This is a genomic window from Chryseobacterium sp. X308 (assembly GCF_020733145.1).
Taxonomy (GTDB): Bacteria; Bacteroidota; Bacteroidia; order Flavobacteriales; family Weeksellaceae; genus Chryseobacterium; species Chryseobacterium cupriresistens.
This window is the reverse complement of the sequence record NZ_JAJFZH010000025.1, coordinates 1-16,314: the sequence shown is the minus strand read 5'-3', so window position 1 is coordinate 16,314 and position 16,314 is coordinate 1. Positions and strand designations below refer to the sequence as shown.

Annotated in this window: 12 protein-coding genes; 9 read left to right on the top strand and 3 right to left on the bottom strand. The window is 37.6% G+C overall.

The genetic code is table 11. From position 1 onward, the window contains the following. Positions 1-228: 228 nt before the first annotated feature. Genes rnpA through LIV57_RS19980 form a run of 3 tightly spaced genes read right to left on the bottom strand, consistent with a single transcriptional unit; the run spans position 229 to position 1,950 of the window. Entirely contained in the window at positions 229-600 is a 372-nt protein-coding gene (gene rnpA, locus LIV57_RS19990) for a ribonuclease P protein component (protein WP_227944006.1), read from the bottom strand. Next, positions 600-1,331, bottom strand: a complete 732-nt coding sequence (locus LIV57_RS19985) for a ThiF family adenylyltransferase (protein WP_110011532.1) — start codon at positions 1,329-1,331, stop codon at positions 600-602. The genes rnpA and LIV57_RS19985 overlap by 1 nt, the downstream gene beginning before the upstream one ends. Further along, positions 1,324-1,950: a TatD family hydrolase gene (locus tag LIV57_RS19980; protein ID WP_227944005.1), complete on the bottom strand. Its 627-nt coding sequence runs from the start codon at positions 1,948-1,950 to the stop codon at positions 1,324-1,326. Before LIV57_RS19980 ends, LIV57_RS19985 begins: the two co-directional genes overlap by 8 nt. Positions 1,951-2,046: 96 nt before the next feature. On the opposite strand from LIV57_RS19980, the gene LIV57_RS19975 reads away from it, so the two are divergent. The 9 genes from LIV57_RS19975 to LIV57_RS19935 all read left to right on the top strand — a co-directional run. After that, positions 2,047-2,676 (top strand): TetR/AcrR family transcriptional regulator, encoded by a 630-nt coding sequence (locus LIV57_RS19975; RefSeq protein ID WP_034692722.1) that lies wholly within the window; start codon positions 2,047-2,049, stop codon positions 2,674-2,676. 103 nt (positions 2,677-2,779) lie between these two features. Beyond that, entirely contained in the window at positions 2,780-3,775 is a 996-nt protein-coding gene (locus tag LIV57_RS19970; protein WP_110011530.1) for an outer membrane protein assembly factor BamD, read from the top strand. A gap of 42 nt (positions 3,776-3,817) precedes the next feature. Next, positions 3,818-4,141, top strand: coding sequence for a DNA-directed RNA polymerase subunit omega (locus LIV57_RS19965; protein WP_029298198.1), 324 nt, complete (start codon positions 3,818-3,820; stop codon positions 4,139-4,141). A 123-nt stretch (positions 4,142-4,264) separates the two neighbouring features. Further along, positions 4,265-5,470: a bifunctional phosphopantothenoylcysteine decarboxylase/phosphopantothenate--cysteine ligase CoaBC gene (gene coaBC, locus LIV57_RS19960; RefSeq protein ID WP_227944004.1), complete on the top strand. Its 1,206-nt coding sequence runs from the start codon at positions 4,265-4,267 to the stop codon at positions 5,468-5,470. A gap of 36 nt (positions 5,471-5,506) precedes the next feature. Next, entirely contained in the window at positions 5,507-6,412 is a 906-nt protein-coding gene (locus LIV57_RS19955) for a DUF4835 family protein (protein ID WP_227944003.1), read from the top strand. 176 nt (positions 6,413-6,588) lie between these two features. After that, the gene (locus LIV57_RS19950; RefSeq protein ID WP_227944002.1) at positions 6,589-8,238 is read left to right on the top strand and encodes a DNA repair protein RecN; all 1,650 of its coding nucleotides are present in this window, start codon (positions 6,589-6,591) and stop codon (positions 8,236-8,238) included. Between the two features lie 827 nt (positions 8,239-9,065). Continuing rightward, positions 9,066-10,727, top strand: a complete 1,662-nt coding sequence (locus LIV57_RS19945; protein WP_227944001.1) for a T9SS type A sorting domain-containing protein — start codon at positions 9,066-9,068, stop codon at positions 10,725-10,727. An 11-nt stretch (positions 10,728-10,738) separates the two neighbouring features. Further along, on the top strand, positions 10,739-13,483 hold the full coding sequence (locus tag LIV57_RS19940) for a hypothetical protein (protein WP_227944000.1): 2,745 nt from the start codon (positions 10,739-10,741) through the stop codon (positions 13,481-13,483). Positions 13,484-13,553: 70 nt separating this feature from the next. Beyond that, on the top strand, positions 13,554-16,314 hold a 2,761-nt coding region (locus LIV57_RS19935), incomplete at its 3' end, for a DUF6443 domain-containing protein (protein WP_227943999.1).

Below are 16,314 nucleotides of genomic sequence, written 5' to 3'. Positions count from 1 at the left end.
TTATTGTTTTCCCTAAAAATACAAAAACTATATGATATTTGGAGCGTTGTTGATTTTAGAGTTCCAGATACGGGATGCGGGGTACGAGGTTTTGAGCTTTACTATTTGTGATTTGCCAGAAAGTAAAAAGAAGATTTTATCAGTGACAACCCTGTGCGATCTGTGGGAAATAAAAAGAACTGTAAGAAAATACCTCACAGTTCTATATTATTTCATCAGAATAGATGATTACTTTTTCTGAGCTTCACAAAGCTTGATAAACTGTGCCTCCACGTCCTGCAATTTCGGTGGCATCTCAGAAGAAACCCAAAACAGCATTGCCATAGATTTTTCTCCAAAGGCCTGCCTGAAAAGATCTTTATTCAGCCGGTAACATTCTCTCAGCAGCCTCTTGATGCGATTCCTATGCACAGCTCTTTTAAAGTATCTTTTAGAAACAGAAACTCCAAATCTTGCAGCTTCTAGCGGAAGGTTAGGTTTGTCTTTCAGAACAATGATCCTTAGATTTCCGCTTGTTCTCCATTTGCCTTTCTCAAAAAGCAAACTTATTTCCGTGTTTTTTTTGAGCTTTTCCGCTCTTGGATATTTGAAGTTCTGCATTAATCTTTCATCTTTTTCACTAAATGATTAATCACTTCAGCGGCTGCATACAATCCGAAAATTGCAGGAATAAAGCTGATGGTGCCATAGAATGACTTTTTGAAATTGCTTCCGTCGGTCATTTTTAAGCTTTCCTCCTTTTGAATTTCATTGGAGAATACACATCTGATTCCTTTATTGATTTTTTCTTTCTTAAGCCTTTTTCTTACCTGCTTTGCAAGGAAACAGTTGTGGGTTTTACTGATATCCCTTACCATCACCATGCTCGGATCTGTTTTTCCTCCGGCTCCCATAGAACTTACAATCTTGATCTTTCTTCTTCTGGCAGCTTTTATTAAACAGATTTTCGGGGTTACACTGTCAATACAGTCAAGTACATAATCAAACTTTCCGGAATCAAGGATTTCATCCATTCTCTCAGGATTCAGAAACTCATTGATCCTGATTAAATTAAGCTGTGGATTGATATCAAGAAGCCTTTCAGCTACAACCTCTACTTTATGTTTGCCAACAGTAGAATGTAAGGCAGGAAGCTGTCTGTTGATATTTGTAATATCTACGGTGTCTCCATCCACTATGGTCATATTTCCTACGCCGGCCCTGGCAAGAAATTCTGCGGCAAAAGAACCTACTCCTCCTAAGCCTACCACAAGCACATTGGCCTTGATGAGCTTATCCAATCCATCTTCCTTTATCAAAAGTTCAGTCCTTTCCAGCCAGTATTTATCCATTTTTTATTGTATGTAAATTTTCTAAAATTTGTTCATTAAGTTGCTCCAGAGAAATTTCTTTTATTTCCGAAACTTTAAGGTATAATTCTCCGATGTTAAAGTCTTCATTGTCAGTTTCTAAAAAGATTTTATTGAGCGGAGTGTTTTTCAAAATATCCTGCAAAGATAAATTATACAAAACAGCTTTTCCAAAACTCAGGTAAAAATTATTGGCAAGAAGATCTTCTGCAATTTGATGTTTTTTATTAAAACCATGAATGATCATGGGCTGTCTGGCCTTCTTCCCCAAAGAAATGACCTCATAAAATTTTCTGACACAATGAATGATCATAGGTTTTTTGACTTCATTGGCTATCTTTATCTGTCTTAAAAAAACTTCTTCCTGGATTTTCTGATCAATAGAAACCAAAGAATCCAAACCACACTCACCAATAGCAAAACAGTTTTGAAACATCGTGCCTTCCATCCATGAAAACTGTTGTTCGAGATGGGTAACATCAATATCCTGGGGATGAATTCCGATAGAATAAGGAGAATCAGGAGGAATTTGTTCTATGTTCAGATTGTAAATTCCGTTTCTGATATATTTCTTATGATGATGAAAATCAAAAAATTCCATATTCAAAAGTAAGCAATTTCAGATTTAATCTAAAATTATTAAACGATCGTTTATAAATGTGTTAAAAATTTCTTAACTTTACTCAAAGTACACTTCATGAAAAAAAAATTTACAGAAAAACAGATTCACATACTGGATATTGCAGAAGAGCTTATCGCGAAGAAAGGATATGAGGGAACTTCTGTAAGAGATATTTGTTCTAAAGCGAATATCAACGTCGCCATGATCTCTTATTACTTCGGTTCTAAAGAGAAAATGATGTCCTATCTCTATCAGTACAGAGTATTGAAAACAAGAGAGAATTTTTCAGAATTTGCGGATACCATCAAAGAAGGTAAACCTGAAATGCAGCTGCGGGAAATGATCAAGTATATCGTTTCTCAGCTTTTCAAGTATAATTATTTCCATGGTTTTGTAACCCAGGAGCTTCGTCATACGGAGAATCTTAAAGATGAACTGCTGGATTTCTATCAGCTATTCGTGAAAAAACTGGATGAAGTCATTAAGAAAGGTGTTGCATCAGGAGTTTTTACTTTTACACCCAAACCTGAAGATATTCTTACCATGATTATCGGATCCACTTTATTTGTCATCAGGAATAAAAATTTCTATGAGCTCTATGTTCCGAGCAAAAATGAGGAAACTTACGCCAAAGAAGCTGAGAAAAAGGTGAGAATGAATCTTTTATTAAGTGTTTTTGCGATTTTGGGATACGCTGCAGACTAAAATTACGTTAAATATTCATAAAAAAAAATCTATTGGCAAAAAAGTTATATTTTTGCAAATTAGTAAATCGGCTGTATAATCCGAAAACTGTTGAATTTTATATATGAAAAAATATATTTTAGGTCTTTTTGCTGTAGCGGTGATTACATCTTGTGTAAGTCAGCAGGAGAGAGCAATGAGAAGTGCTGATAAAGAATTTATCTTAAAGGCAGCTAATGAAAATTTTGCCAAGAAAAAATGGAAAAATGCATTGGCTCTTTACGACAGGCTTGCCAATCTTGTGGCGGGAACAGATGATTTTCCTAACGTAGGTTTCAATACAGCTTATGCCAACTATTACGACAAAAGTTATAAGCTGGCAGGACACCAGTTTAAGAATTTTGCAGTAAGTTTTCCAAAAGACCCGAGAGCAGAAGAAGCAGCATATATGTCTGCTTTATGTTACTATGAAGGTTCTATGGACTACAACCTGGATCAGTCGAGTACAGAATTGGCCATTAATGAGCTTCAGGAATTCCTGAACAATTATCCCAACTCTGAAAGATCTAAGAATATCAGCCAATTAATTGATGAATTGTCTTATAAGCTGGAATTTAAAGCTTATGAAAATGCAAGACAATACTACAAAATGGGTGAGTATAAAGCAGCAAACGTAGCATTTGATAATGTGCTGGAAGATTTTCCAAGTACAAAACTTCGTTCAAAAATTTATGATTATATCATGAAAGCACGTTATGAACTGGCGATGAAATCTGTTTATAATCTTAAAGATGAACGTATTGAAAGCGCCCTTACGTATACAAAGCTTGTAGAGAAAGAGCTTCCAAATACAGAATATTCTAAAACGGCAACAGATCTCAGAGAAAAACTGGAAAAAGAAAAACAAAACTTCGCAGTTGTTAAAAAACAAACTGAAGCAAGAATGGCGGCTTTAACAGCAAGACAGAAAAAAGAAGCTGAAAAACTGGCTGATAAGGATAAAGCTGACCAGCAGATCAAAGATCAGATCAGTAATGAAAAGAAAGCAATGCAGTTACAGAGGGACAGTGCAGCACTTAAAACACCTCCGCCGGCAGCGACTTTCAAAATTCAAAGATAATTCGTAAATTTGCCATCTTAAAATAAAAATAATTTTCTCAAAATGAGTGTAAAAGATACAAAAGCAGAAGTAAATACAATTACTTACGATAAAGATAAGATTGAAGATAAAGTAGGTTCAATCTATGAAGCTATTGTTATCATGGGAAAGAGAGCAGAGCAGATCAATGCGGAGATCCGTACGGAACTTCACAACAAACTAGATGAATTTGCCGTTCACAATTCTACATTAGAAGAGGTTTTCGAAAACAGAGAACAAATTGAGATCTCTAAACATTACGAAAAGCTTCCAAAGCCAACTTCAATTGCTATTGAAGAATGGTTAAACGGAGATGTTTATTTCAGAAAAACAGAAGAAAGAAAGTAATCTTCTGTATTTTAATAAATCAAGGTCATAAAGGAATTCACTTCTTTTATGACCTTTGTTGTTTTAAAACCTCATTGTGTGGGAAAAAATAAGTACTTTAGTGTTTCAAAAAATTAGAACTTAATGAGTGTTTCCGGTAAAAAAATACTTATCGCTGTCTCCGGAGGAATTGCGGCATATAAAATCCACTTTCTGATCAGGGATTTTGTGAAAAAAGGTGCCGAAGTACAGGTTATTATGACTCCTGATGCAGAAAACTTTGTGACGAAACTAAGTCTGTCTACATTATCCAAAAAACCGGTGTATTCGGATTTTTACAGTGATAACGGAACATGGAACAGCCATGTGGAAATGGCTCTGTGGGCGGATGTTATGATTGTTGCCCCATGTACGGCCAATACGCTGTCTAAAATGGTTCACGGGATGTGTGATAATCTCGTTATTGCAACCTATATGTCTGCAAAATGTCCGGTATTCATTGCTCCTGCAATGGACCTTGATATGTATGCACACCCTTCTACCCAAAAAAATCTGGAGCTGGCGGAATGCTTCGGACATATTATTATTCCTGCGGAAAACGGAGAGCTGGCCAGCGGACTCATCGGGCAGGGAAGAATGGCAGAGCCGGCAACAATTTTTAATGCTGTTGAACATTATTTTAATTCGGATATCCAATCCCGAAGCCTTGAAGGAAAAACGGTTTTAATTACTGCAGGACCTACCTACGAAGCGATAGATCCTGTAAGATTCATCGGAAACCATTCATCCGGAAAAATGGGATTTTCTCTGGCAGAAGAAGCTTCAAAAAGAGGGGCAAAAGTAATCCTGATTTCCGGTCCAAGTTCTCAGACTATAAACAATCCGAATGTTGAAGTTCATAAAGTGACTTCAGCAAAAGAAATGCTGGCCAAAGTATTTGAATTTTACGATACAATAGACATCGGAATTGCCAGTGCGGCAGTAGCGGATTATGCTCCCAAAGAAGTTGCTAAGGAGAAGATCAAGAAAAACGATGAAAACCTGACGATAGAGTTGGTTAAAAATCCCGATATTCTTAAAACAATGGGTGAAAAGAAAACCTATCAGTTTTTGGTAGGATTTGCCTTGGAAACGCAAAATGAAGAAGAAAATGCCAAAGGAAAACTGGAAAAGAAAAACCTGGATATGATTGTTCTGAATTCTCTGCGTGATGAAGGAGCCGGTTTTAAAAATGATACCAATAAAATCAAAATATTTACCAGAACAGAGAAGAAAGAATTCAATCTGAAATCCAAGGATGATGTAGCGAAAGATATTCTCAATTTTGTTGAGACTCAACTTTTAAAATAATTTTAATAAATTTCCGTTCTCAATTTTTATTAGACAATGAAAAAAATTATAAGTTTATTTTTTCTGTTATTTCTATACACCCAAAGTTTTTCTCAGGAGCTGCTGGCAACGGTGCAGGTAAACGCCAATCAGCTGGGAGGAAGTAACCAGCAGGCCTATAAAGCGTTGGAGAAAAGTCTCAGGGATTTTATCAATAACACCAGCTGGACCGGTAAAAGACTTCAGAATTTTGAAAAAATAAAATGTGCTTTTTCTATTGTTATTTCGGAAAGAGATGTTAACAAATTCAAAGGAACGATTGTGATTCAGGCAGTAAGACCTGTGTACAATACAACCTACGAATCTCCTTTAATTAATCTTCAGGATCAGAGATTTGGCTTTGAATATATTGAGAATGAAAGTCTTATTTTTAATGAAAGACAGTTCTCCGGCAAGAATCTTACGGATGTGATCAGTTTCTATATTTATGTTGTTTTGGGTCTGGATGCAGATAGCTTCCAGTCTATGGGAGGATCACAATGGTATGCGAAAGCGCAGCAGATTGCACAGAATTCCCAAAACAGGAACTATGAAGGCTGGAACACTATCAATGAGCCGAGAAGCCGTTCTATTTTGATCAACGAAATTATGAACCCTAATTGGAATCAGTTACGTTCCACCATTTATACCTATCACAGAGCAGGTCTGGATAACCTTTTCAACCAGGATCAGACTGCCGGGAAAAAAGTCATTTTCGATGCACTGATGCAATTAAAAATGTACGAGAATAACTTCCAGCAGGCATTCTTCTTTAATCTTTTCATGGATACCAAAAGCGATGAAATTTTCAATATTTTCAATTCCGGGAATAATGGAGGGTTGATTCTTAATGATCTTAAGCAAACAATGATCATCCTCTCACCGAAGAATATAGATAATAAGTGGAATAAATGGAAGGTCTAAAAATTGGTGGATACATTGAAGATGGGCGGTTGATTATTCAAGAGTCAAAAAAAACATTTTGTTCCTTCACTAACAACCACTGCCTGCTAATTATGCTTTAATTTAATCGGAGAAGAATGGAAAAAAAACTTATTTTTACAGTTCAAACTCAAATTGGATTATAACCCGGATTATCAATGCTTTCGAGAATTTACATTAAAAACTTTGCCCTGATTGATACCCTTGAAGTATCATTGAAGAATGGTTTACAGGTCATTACCGGAGAAACGGGGGCGGGTAAATCGATCATCTTAGGTGCTCTCAGGCTTATTTTAGGTGAAAGAGCAGATGTAAAATCAATCGCCAAAGCTGAAGAAAAAAGTGTGGTGGAAACCGAGTTTTCCCTCAATAACCAGTTTAAAAAATTCTTTATAGAGAACGACCTGGACTACGAACTTCAGACTATTATCCGAAGAGAAATACTTCCTTCAGGGAAATCGCGGGCATTTATCAACGATGTGCCGGTAACGCTGGATATTCTTAGAGAGCTTTCCTCACAACTGATCGATATTCATTCCCAATTTGAAACATCCAATCTTTTTACTTCAGAATACCAGTTTAAAATTATCGACGGACTTTCTGAAAATAAAAAAATCATTGAAGAGTACCAACAGGAATTTTCTGAGTTTCAAACGCTGAAATTGTTGTTGAAAAAATTAAAGACCCAGCTTTCGGAATCCAATAAAGAAAGCGATTATAAAGAATTTTTGCTCAACGAACTGGAAGAGCTGAAGCTTGATGATGTTGATTTTGAAGATGTTCAGAACCAGCTTTCCATTCAGGAAAATGCGGGAATGATCTCCGAAAATGTAGGCCAGATTCTATCAAGATTTCATCAGGAGGAAATAGGAATTCTGTCATTCTTTAACGAAGCGACCAACAAACTGTCAAAAATTTCCGAAGTTTCTACGAGTTTCGCAGAACTAGATGAAAGGCTGGAAACCACTTTTGTAGAGCTTAAAGACATCATTTCCGAACTGGAACATGAAGCAGAAAGGGTGGAAATTAATCCTGAAAACCTGGTCTACCTTACCGATCTTAATAATAAAATCAACGCCTTATTCCTTAAACATAATGTTTCAGATCTTAATGAACTGATTGAGATCAGAAATCAGCTCGCTGGAGACCAGAAAGGAGCTTCAGAATTAGAAGAACAGATTGAAGAAACTGAAGAAAATATTTCTCAGAAAGAAAAAACACTTCAGAGCCTTGCTGCAAAACTTTCAAAGAACAGACATAAGAATGTTCCTGTTTTTATCAAAAAAGCAGAAGGACTTCTTAAAAAGTTAGGTCTCGAAAAGGCAAAAGTGGATATAGAATTACACGATGCAGATGAATTCAACCCGTTTGGAAAAGAAAATATCCAGCTGTTGTTTCAGGCCAATTCAGGTTTCCCTTTAAAGCCGATCCAAACGGCCATTTCCGGAGGAGAAAGATCAAGAGTAATGCTTGCCGTAAAGAAGATTATTGCAGAAAGCGATGAACTTCCGACCTTGATTCTTGACGAAATAGACACCGGAGTTTCAGGAAAAGTAGCCGAAGAAATCGGAAATCTGATGCGCGAAATGTCCGAAGATATGCAATTGATTGTTATTTCCCACCTTGCACAGGTCGCAGCCAAAGGAAATGATAATTACAAAGTGGTGAAACAGGATATTTCCGGCAGAACACAATCTACTATTATTCCTTTGAGCAGTGAAGAAAAACTGAACGAGATTGCCCAGTTACTTTCCGGAAGTAAAATTACGGAAGCAGCGCTGGCACAGGCTAAAGAATTAATAGGCTAATTCAGCCAATTATAAACCCGATTTCTTACCTCTGTAAACAATTAGTATTAGCGATGTCATCCTGAGCCTGTCGAAGGATTTGCTATTTTCCTAACTCTTCAATTCTTTTTTTCAGAGCTTCTATTGCTGTATCTTTCTGCTGGATTTCCTTTTTCAGCATTTCAATGTAACGCATAATTGGCAGGTCGCTACGTCAGTGCTATAATTTTAAAACAAATGCGTTCTGTAACCGTTAGCTTCCATTGGAGATTAATCTGATGCCATCGGGATCTGCTGTTAATAGAAAAATGAAATCCCCGTAACCCATAAAGCTCCGTAGGAGCGACCTGTTAATTCATACCGGAAATATTGATATTTCAATGTATTGATACTTTTATCACACAGTCATGTTTAAATACTATATTTTTTTTACAGTGGCGAAAATGTATTTCTAATACGACATGTTCTGTCGCTTTGAGAGAATATTTTTGTATTAAGTTAAAGCAATATTCACATAATCATGTTAAAAAATGTTAAATTTGCCAGGTTTTTATAAACAGGTCCATTATGGCTAAAAAACAATAACTATGAAATTTTTATTCGATTACATCCATTCGGTGTATATTCTTCAATTATTTCTAAATATTTAAAAATCAATTTCGTATGTACAAATTCAGATAAATTTTTATGCATGTGAAATACACTATTTTTTGCATCAAAGAATATTATATTTGAAGTATTCTTTATCCTGTAAGGGACCTGATTCTCAGAAACGATAAGGATTAAAAAGAACCGGATCTAACCATGATCTATCATAATAACAATGTTAACTTAAAATAAACACAGGAATGAAAAAAATCTCTCTCAGTGCATTCATTCTATGCACAGCATTGGGCGCATCTGCGCAGGAAGTGGTATGGCAGAAAGACATACAATCCTCTACCCAGGATTTTCTAAGTCAGGTTACAACAACCATTGATCAGCAGTATTTGATCACAGGAAGCTCTATACAGTCTAAAAGCCAATCGCCAGCAGCCAGCAGCCAAAAGCAAAACAAAGGCTATGATTTCCATCTGGTAAAACTCAACCAGCAGGGGCAGGAAGTATGGAAAAAATATTTCTCAGGACAAAACCATGATTATCTGTCTGCTACTGTTACCACGCAGGATGGCGGATTTCTTTTGGCAGGAACTTCTTATTCAGGAAAAGGATTGGACAAAAAAGAGGATTCCAAAGGAGGTTCAGATTTTTGGCTGATCAGAATCAATGAATTTGGAGACGAACTTTGGCAGAAAACCTTAGGAAGTTTTTCCGATGAAGAAGCCAGAGCTGTTATCCAAACTACTGATTTAGGATTCTTTGTTACAGGGAATGTCCAAAACTCATCAAAGGGCTATGGTTCCAAAGATGTTTTAGTCACCCGATTAGACAAAGACGGAAAAGAATTATCACAATTGATTTTAGGTGGAAAAGGGTTAGACGAAGTAGAGAAGATGATTCCAACGAAAGACGGAGGAGCGCTATTAGGAATTTATTCGAGGAGTTCATCTGTTAAAACGAATAATCAGCAATCAAAGATCAACACTAATACTTCGACTGATAAACCTGCAACCTATAACCTGTTATCTGCAACCTCAAAGCAGAGCGACAATTTCGGTGAAGGCGATTACTGGATTGTAAAGCTGGACAAAAACGGAAAAATTGAATGGGAAAAGAACTTTGGAGGTAAAGGAGATGATCATATCAGAACGCTGGCATTAACTTCCAATGGATTTATCGTTGGTGGCGAATCCAGATCAGAAAGATCAGGAAACAAAACTGCCGGAATAGAAGAAGGAACTGACCTTTGGCTTATCTTTTTAAAGGAAAATGGCGAAGAGAAATTTCAAAAGTCTTACAGTTTCGGAAACCGTGATATCCTGATGGGAATGAGTGTAATAAGCGGGAAGCAGGAAGATGGAAGCGGGAAGTCTAAAGGCATTCTGTTAGGAGGTTATACACAGGCAGAAGGAAGAGTAGAAACCGATGATGAGACCTTCTGGATGCTCTATCTTGACCAAGACGGAAATGAGCAGTGGAGAAAACACGTCAAAGGAGAATCCAGAAAAAAGGAAGAAAGGCTTTCTGATTTAAAGCTGAACAGAGACGGTTCTATTGTTTTGGCCGGAACCAGTGCTGAAGAACTGGGTAAAGAAAACTGGAAGATTGTAAAACTTGGAGACAAGCAGATTGATCAGCTGATTGAAAAATATGATATCAAGATCTATCCAAACCCAGTTTCAGACTATGCTTATGTGGAAATAGGTTTCGATCCTTCGACAGGCTCAGGACAGAGTTTTAAGGATGCAGAAATTCTCTTATATGATATGAGTGGAAGACAGCTTCAGAGTATTAAAACAAGGAATAAAGTGACTAAGATTAATACCCAGGCTTTGGTGCAGGGAGCTTATCTGGTGACGATAAAAACGGATGCCAATAAAACGGCGAATGCGAAACTGATTAAGAAATAAAAACACAGATCATGAAAAAAACATTGCTATTACTGGTATGTACTTTATATTTTACATTATATACCGGACAAAGTGCAAATATTGAAATTACACGGCCAACACCCTCTGCTGCAGGGTTGTCTACTTACACTACAATGCCTGTTTCGATACAGACCGGAATACCGGATATTTCTTATCCGTTAGTTAGCCTTGGAACGGGTAATAAGCCGGTTAGCATCAATTTAGGAATTAGCTATCATGCGGGTAATACACTCAATGATGAATGGGTAAGTGAAGTAGGACGAGGATGGTCGTTTTTTGGAGGAGGTGTTGTCTCCCGGGAGATCGTAGGAGACTTTGATGAATCTTTTGATGATAGCAGCTATAGTCATTATATCAAGAATGAATTTAATGATATTTATAATTTCAGTACTCCTGAAGAATCGGGAAAATTTAAGATAGTCAGGGATATTGCCAATAATACATTTAGTGTTGTAAAGCTTACCCCCTATACCTCTAAAGTAGAATATCAGCGCACTGCCAATCAGGCCACTCTTATTTTAAATTCCTTTACGATAACAAGTGAAACGGGAATTCAATATGTTTTCAGTGATTATGATATTAACCAGATGACGGTATGGAAATTCGATCGTCCTTCCGGAGCTCAATATGCCGATCAGAAATACAGAAGTGCTTTTTACCTTTCCTCTGTTCTTGACGAAAATGGTCAGGAACTGGTAAAGTATATTTATTTACGGGATCTGAAATATGCTCCCGGTTCAGGAAATCAGATTATCGATGCAGAATCCAATAAACTTAGCCGCATAGAAGTTAAAGGGCGGGGAATTATAGAAATGAACTATGATAGAAATGAAGAATATGCTGAGCACAATGATATATTTGCCATTACCAGTATTGTATTAAAGACTGCAAATAATACTTTTGTTAAGAAATATACGTTCGATTATTCTTATAAGCCTGCAAGCGGGTCTCCGGCACTCCGAAGGTATTTGAATTCTTTCAGCCAGGTAGATCAGAGCGGAGCTGCCATTGGAAAATATGCATTTACTTATGAGAATGTATTCTATCCTGATCAAAATAATCAAATGATCAATAGTGGTATTTCTGAACTGAAAAGAATTCAGTTACCAACACGCGGAATGATTGAATATAATTTTGGCTTTCCGACGAGGGATACTGAAAGAATAGAAACCCTTCCTATTCCTAAAGTACTTCTTACTGATATTTCATTTACAAGGGCCAATGGGCAAAGAAAATATGCTTTTACCTTAACAGATACTAAAACTCTTGATATAGATGCTACAGGGATCGGGCAGGTAGCGGCTTTTCCATGGGCGCTCCAATTCTGGAAAAAAGAAGGAAGCACCTATGTGATTTCGCATAGTTTAGGAGAACCGATAGATCCTGTCTCTGGTTTTGAATATGTGCAAAGCAGGACATTTGAGCCTGGAGAGTATTATCTTGATTTGTATTGTAATGATATGTCATGTCCAACTACTACACTAAGTGATCCTGCTGTTGTTCAGATATGGCGTGAAGGGGACGGTCCGGCTGCTCAGGTCACTATTAAAGAACGTCAGATGACAGGTCCTGCAAGGATTAAAAATATCAAATATTATAACGCTTCTGCAATTGATGCTGCCAATCCTCCTGCACCGGCGAAAATAGAAGAATACGAATATAATAAGTTCGATGATGCCGGGGTTTCCAGTGGATTTTCGGTGGGAGATACCAGGATTTATAAAAATGTAAAAGTTTCCAGTGGCAATAATATGGGATATACCAAATATTATTTTAAGGCACCGGATGCTTATCCTCAACAGGGAGATTTCTGGCCTCATTACAATCTTACCCGTGAAGGTCTCCTTGATAAAAAAGAAGTTTATAATGCATCGGATCAAAAAATATCTGAGGATACATATGATTATACAATAGAAGAATTTGACGGGCCGCTCTATAATTTGCTCTCATTACAGGTAAAAACATCATGGATCAGGAACAATAAAGTGACCTCTAAAAGTTATTTTGATTCGGGAACAATAGAGATGAAGAATGAGATCTTCAGAAATACCCATAACAATAAACCTAATCTTGAGCGCACTACTTCTTTTGATGGCAGTATTCAGGAGACCGCTTATCAATATGCGCTGGAGAAAAATAATCAGAAGCTGCTAAGCTCCAATATGGTTGGCCTGCCTTTAGAAACAACTTCCGTACTGAAGAAACACGCTTCTGATCCCGGAAAAGTAATGGCAAGAACAGAAACCATGTATGACAATCCGGGAAATAAATACCCCTCTTCAGTCAGATCGTATGATTCTCAGAATCTTTTATCTTCCGAAGTTACTTTCAACAGATATGATATCAGGGGGAATCTGGAGCAGTATACTACTAAGGACGGAATTCCTGTTTCGATGATCTGGGGCTATAATAAAACACAGCCTATTGCTAAAGTAGAGGGAGCTGCTTATGATCAGGTTCTTCCGTATTTGGGAGATATTATAGCAAAATCTGATGCGGTTGTTGTCTCAGAACAGGATCTTCAAAATGCTTTGGATGTGTTCAGAAACAATGCCAATCTTAAAGATTATCAGATCACCACTTATGTATATGATTCCCAGGCAAGGATGAAAATGACGACTCCGCCTACGGGAATCCGTGTGGTTTATCAATATGATACGGCAGGAAGGCTTGAAAAAATAGAAGATGAAACCGGGAAGCTGCTGAAGAAATACCAGTACAATACCGGACATTGATCATGAAGTATGAAAACTTTACTATAAGAATTTGTACATCCAATTTTTAACATCTAATATCTTAATTAAGATGAAAAAACTAACACTTATATTCGGTTTCTTGTCCTTAGGCTTCTCAAACGCCCAGACAACGACAACAGAAAACTTTATATCGGCTACAGACTGTATGAATGAAGACTGTAGCAAAAAAACAGAAACGGTACAGTATTTTGACCTTCTGGGAAGACCCAGACAGATCGTGAATGTGAAAGCAACCCCTTTAGGAAGAGATATCGTAACTCCCATTGTCTATGATGACCAGGGAAGAAAGACCAGAAGTTACCTCCCGGTTCCCCAGAGCTCTACATCTAACGGAGGGATGTACTCACAGACTCCGGGAATGGTTTCATTTCCTGTTGCAGATGTAACCAATATCTATTCCGGAGAAAAGATCTATACTGAGACTGTTCTTGAAAACTCTCCGTTACAGAGGGTTTTACAGCAGAAAATGACGGGGAACGACTGGAACGGAAAGGCTGTGCTTTTGGGTTATGATCTCAATACAGCTGCTGACCATGTAAAAAAATACCAGGTAACAGCAGGTTGGGATACTGCGGGAAAACTCTACAGAAATGAATTACAGTATACCGTCGCAGAATATGCAGCCGGACAGCTCGTAAAAAATACCGTTACCGATGAAGATGGTAATAAAGTGGTTGAATTTAAAGACGGCTCCGGGCAGACCGTGCTTTCAAGGAAAATAGTGGATGCTGCCCAAAATGCAGATACCTATTACGTATACAATGATTACAAGCAGCTTGCCTATATTATCCCGCCATTGGCATCAGCCGCAGCTTTGAATTCCGCAGCAGTAGATAATATATGTTATCAGTATAAGTATGACAGCAGAAACCGACTGGTAGAGAAAAAGCTTCCCGGAAAAGGCTGGGAGTACATGGTCTATGATAACCAGAACAGACTGGTAGCTTCGCAGGATGCCAACCTTAAGGAAAAAGGGCAGTGGATGTATGTAAAATATGATCAGTTGGGAAGAGTGGCTTTTACCGGAATAGCTTCCGGGGGAGAAAGAAATACGGAGCAGGGACTGGCTGATGGAATCATAAACAATAATGTGAAAATAAGCAGTTCGGTTGTCTTCAACAGGCAGGGAATGGATGTCTTTTATGATCCTGCCACTTCATATCCCCATGCTTCCAAATGGGTCGCTTTGTTATCCGTGAATTATTATGACACCTATCCTGCTTACAGCTTTAATCCTGCTTTTCCCCAGACGATCCAGGGAGCTGCCGTTTTAAAAGATACTCCTCTTAATGGTAAAAGCAGTAAAGGGCTTCCCGTGATGGGTTTTGTGAAAAATATTGAAGATGATAACTGGACAAAAAACTATATTTATTATGACCAGAAAGGAAGAACCGTAGGATCTTACAGTATCAATCACCTTGGGGGCTATACCAAAACAGAATCTGAGCTTGATTTTGCAGGAATTGCCCAGCGAACCAAAGTATATCATAAAAGACTGAATACAGATGCGGAAAAAGTAATTACTCAAACCTATTCCTATGATCATCAGAACAGATTATTGGTGCATAAACATAAAGTAGATAATAACCCTGAAGAAATCCTGTCTCAGAATACCTATAACGAGCTTTCTCAGATTATCACCAAAAAAATAGGAGGTACAAATGGAAGCACACCTCTTCAAAATATAGATTATACGTACAATATCAGGGGATGGCTTACCAAAATCAATGATCCTGCCAATCTGAACGGAAAACTTTTTGGGTATGAGATTAAGTATAATACCCCGGCAAATCCGGCCCAGGCTCCGGCAAAATATAATGGGGGGATTTCGGAAATAGATTGGAAAACATCCAATGATCAGGTACTGAGAAGGTATGATTACCAATATGACGCACTCAACCGGATGAAAAAAGGAATTTATTCGGAGCCCGGTTCATCCGTACCACAAAACAATTTCTTTAATGAAGCTTTAAACTATGATCAGAACGGGAATATCACAGCATTGCAGAGGAATGGAAAAAGTACGGCAGGAATGGCGGAAATGATAGATAATCTCAGCTATTCCTATACCGGCAACCGGCTTGTTTCCGTTGCGGATGCCTCTTATAACTATAAAGGTTATCCTGATACTTCGGGAAAAACCATTACCTATGATAATAACGGGAATATGACCGCCCATCAGGACAAAGGTATTTTGCAGATTAATTACAATTTCCTGAACCTTCCGGATTATATGATGTTTGATAAGATGTATTATACCCGGGGACTTTGGCAGAATGAAAACACCTATTATTTTTATAAAGCAGACGGCACAAAGCATAGAAAGGAGCATAGATACAGTGAAAATTCTGTATACAGAAAAAAAACGACGGATTATCTGGATGGTTTCCAGTATGAAGAAGTGCAGAATGTAACGCCGTACACACTGAAATTTGTGCCTACCGCAGAAGGATATTACAGTTTTCAGGATAATAAGTATATTTACAATTACAAAGACCATTTAGGAAATGTACGCTTAAGCTATTTCAGCAATGGGAATGGAGCAGAAGTTCTTGAAGAAAACAACTACTATCCCTTTGGGATGAAGCATGAAGGGTATAATGTTTTGGCTGGCAATCCTGCCTACAATTATAAGTATAACGGGAAAGAATTACAAAAAGAAACGGGCTGGCTGGATTATGGCTGGCGACAGTATATGCCGGAAACAGGCAAATGGTACGGCATAGATCAGCTGGCAGAAGCCTATACTTCTACAAGCACATATGCGTATGTAGGCAACAACCCAATTTCAATGCGTGATCCTGACGGCA

Bases quoted from the DNA above. Each gene is read 5' to 3' on its own strand.
- LIV57_RS19970 (WP_110011530.1), top strand. From the start codon at position 2,780: ATGAAAAAATATATTTTAGGTCTTTTTGCTGTAGCGGTGATTACATCT.
- LIV57_RS19950 (WP_227944002.1), top strand. From the start codon at position 6,589: ATGCTTTCGAGAATTTACATTAAAAACTTTGCCCTGATTGATACCCTT.
- LIV57_RS19975 (WP_034692722.1), top strand. From the start codon at position 2,047: ATGAAAAAAAAATTTACAGAAAAACAGATTCACATACTGGATATTGCA.
- coaBC (WP_227944004.1), top strand. From the start codon at position 4,265: ATGAGTGTTTCCGGTAAAAAAATACTTATCGCTGTCTCCGGAGGAATT.
- LIV57_RS19945 (WP_227944001.1), top strand. From the start codon at position 9,066: ATGAAAAAAATCTCTCTCAGTGCATTCATTCTATGCACAGCATTGGGC.
- LIV57_RS19940 (WP_227944000.1), top strand. From the start codon at position 10,739: ATGAAAAAAACATTGCTATTACTGGTATGTACTTTATATTTTACATTA.
- LIV57_RS19965 (WP_029298198.1), top strand. From the start codon at position 3,818: ATGAGTGTAAAAGATACAAAAGCAGAAGTAAATACAATTACTTACGAT.
- LIV57_RS19980 (WP_227944005.1), bottom strand. From the start codon at position 1,950: ATGGAATTTTTTGATTTTCATCATCATAAGAAATATATCAGAAACGGA.
- LIV57_RS19955 (WP_227944003.1), top strand. From the start codon at position 5,507: ATGAAAAAAATTATAAGTTTATTTTTTCTGTTATTTCTATACACCCAA.
- rnpA (WP_227944006.1), bottom strand. From the start codon at position 600: ATGCAGAACTTCAAATATCCAAGAGCGGAAAAGCTCAAAAAAAACACG.
- LIV57_RS19985 (WP_110011532.1), bottom strand. From the start codon at position 1,331: ATGGATAAATACTGGCTGGAAAGGACTGAACTTTTGATAAAGGAAGAT.